This window comes from Actinosynnema sp., from assembly GCF_052038725.1.
The window spans coordinates 1-1,631 of the sequence record NZ_JBQGCX010000139.1; the positions used below are offsets into that span (position 1 = coordinate 1).

General features: G+C 76.1%; 2 protein-coding genes. One reads left to right on the top strand and one right to left on the bottom strand.

All coding sequences use genetic code 11. The features are described 5' to 3' along the window. Positions 1-395: methyltransferase (locus ACTUAL_RS02675; RefSeq protein WP_440899148.1), on the top strand; the 395-nt coding region annotated here is incomplete at its 5' end. Positions 396-403: 8 nt separating this feature from the next. Here the strand turns inward: ACTUAL_RS02675 and ACTUAL_RS02680 are convergent. Continuing rightward, positions 404-1,630, bottom strand: a complete 1,227-nt coding sequence (locus tag ACTUAL_RS02680) for an FAD-dependent oxidoreductase (protein ID WP_440899149.1) — start codon at positions 1,628-1,630, stop codon at positions 404-406. Position 1,631: the final 1 nt, after the last annotated feature.

A 1,631-nucleotide genomic window follows, 5' to 3' on the forward strand; every position in this document is an offset into this window, starting at 1 on the left:
CCGTCGAGCCGGAGGCCGTCGAGGCGCTGCGCGCGGCGGGCCTGGCCGACCGGGCGGAGTTCGTGCCCGGCAGCTTCTTCGACCCGCTGCCCGCCGGGTACGACACCTACGTGATCTCCCGCGTGCTCACCGACTGGCCGGACGAGGACGCCCAGCGCATCCTCGCCCGCGCCGCCGAGGTGGTCGGCGACGGCCGCGTGCTCGTGGTGGAGGTGCTGGCGGGCGCGGAGCACGCCAAGAACAACTCCTCCTTCGACCTCCAGTCCCTGGCGCTGCTGGGCGGCCGGGAGCGCTCGGTGGAGGACTTCACGGTCCTGGCCGAGCGCGCCGGGTTCGCCTCCGCCGCTCCGCGCCGCTGGGACGGCGGCCTGCTCGTGGTGGAGTGCCGCCGCTAGCGCCCGCGTCACCGGCGCGCCCAGCCCGGCAGCTGCCCGCCCCTCGGGTCGGGCAGCACGCCGAGCTGGTGCAGCCGGTCCAGCGGGCGCAGCGGGTGCTGCCCGAGCCCGGACATGTTGTGCATGATCGTGTAGGTCAGCCGCCGGTTGCCGCCGGTCTTGCGCAGCGCCCGCCGCCCCAGCGCCCGCCCGAACGGCGACAGGTCGGTGATCATCCGGGTGGCGCTGTGGCTGGTCGTGGCCACGTGCACCAGCGCCCGCCTGCGCTCGTCGCTCCACGCCGCGAGCACCGGGTCGAGCCTGCCCGGCGCCAGGTCGCCCTCCAGCGCGGCCACCCGGTCCGCGAGCCTGGCCGCGTTGACGATCGAGCTGTTCATGCCCTGGCCCGCCGCCGGGTGCACCGCGTGCGCGCTCTCCCCGAGCAGCACGATCCCCTTGCCGGACAACGACTCCGTGAGCGAGCGGCCCACCGGCAGCACCTGCTTGCCGTTCCACGCCCGCAGCACGTCGGCGCGCTTCCCGGCGAACGCGGGCACCTGCCGGACGAACCCGTCCACCCAGTCCGACGCCTTCTCCCGGTCCACGCCGCGCAGCTCGTCGGCCGAGACCTGCACGTACAACCGGGCCCGGTCGCCCGGCAGGGAGTAGCTCATGGCCAGCCCGCGCGGGGTGGCGTAGGTGGACACGTCCTCGCCCACCGGCTGGTCGGCCAGGTCGAACGCGGCCAGCCGGTGCGGGTACTCGGTGCGCGCCAGCTCGATGCCCGCGTCCTTGCGCAGCCGCGAGGACAACCCGTCCGCCGCGACCACGAGCGCCGCGGTGACGTCGCCGCTGTCCAGCCGCACGCCGCGCGCCCTGCCCCCGCTGTCCCGCAACAGCTCCCGCACCACCGCGCCCCGCCGAACCTCCACCGTCGCGGGCAGCGCGCGGGCCAGCGCGCCGAGGATCACGTGGTAGTCGTGCACCAGCAGCCACGGCCGCTCCGCGTCCAGCAGCGTCCGGTAGTCCATGGTCAGCAGCGCCGCGCCCTCCCGGTCGCGCGCGACGAGCGCGGGCACCCGCAGCGCCCCGTCGGCCACCAGCGCGTCCACCACGCCCCAGCCCTGCAGGACGGTGATCGCGCCGGGTTGCAGCAGCTCGCCCTTGGCGATGGGCCGCACCTCGCGCTGCTTGTCCAGCACGAGCACCCGAAACCCGCCCCGCCCCAACGCGTGCGCCGCCGCGAGCCCGGCCACC